This is a genomic window from Streptomyces sp. WAC05292 (assembly GCF_003949955.1).
GTDB lineage: Bacteria > Actinomycetota > Actinomycetes > Streptomycetales > Streptomycetaceae > Streptomyces > Streptomyces globosus.
The window spans coordinates 1-637 of record NZ_RPSE01000877.1; the positions used below are offsets into that span (position 1 = coordinate 1).

Below are 637 nucleotides of genomic sequence, written 5' to 3' on the forward strand. Positions count from 1 at the left end.
GGCCGACGCGGAGGCTGCGGGAGCCGGCGTGGTCGCGCAGCCGGCGGCGGGGGCGCATCGCCACGTAGGCGGCGCTGCCGGCCAGGGCGCCGTCGCCGGTGCGGCGCCCCAGGCGCCACGCGTGCTGGGTCACGCGGGGCATGGCGGGCGGGGCATGGCAGGCGGCTCCCGGGGCAGGTGCGCTGTGTACGAGGAGGTGCGCCATGGCTGCCGACGAGGAGCGCACACCGGTTCCCGCGGCCACGCCGCCGGCCGGAGGACGGTGCGTGGTGCGGGTCAGCGGAGAGATGGACATCGACCACGCCGCAGCGCTCCGGACGGCGCTCGACGCCGCCATCTCCCGGGCGCCCGACCGCGTGGACGTGGTGGTCGACCTCCGCAACTCCTCCTTCTGCGACTCCTCGGGCCTCACCGTCCTGCTGGCGGCCAGGGAGAAGGCCCGGGCCGACGGGCACGCCCTGCGGCTCGCGGCGCCGAGCCACCAGTTGCTGCGGCTGCTGGAACTGACGGGCTCCGTCGAGCTGTTCTCGCTCGGGTCGACCGCAGAGGACTGAGGTCCCGTCGCCGGGCGGACCGGCACGCCGCCGCACCCGGAAACGGACGCGATCTGCACAGGGAGCGGCCGTCCCCTCCCACC

At 76.8% G+C, this 637-nt stretch carries 1 protein-coding gene; it reads left to right on the forward strand.

All coding sequences use genetic code 11. The annotated features are described in order from the left end of the window. Positions 1-203: 203 nt before the first annotated feature. Positions 204-554, forward strand: coding sequence for an STAS domain-containing protein (locus EF903_RS33535; protein WP_185902981.1), 351 nt, complete (start codon positions 204-206; stop codon positions 552-554). Positions 555-637 lie beyond the last annotated feature (83 nt).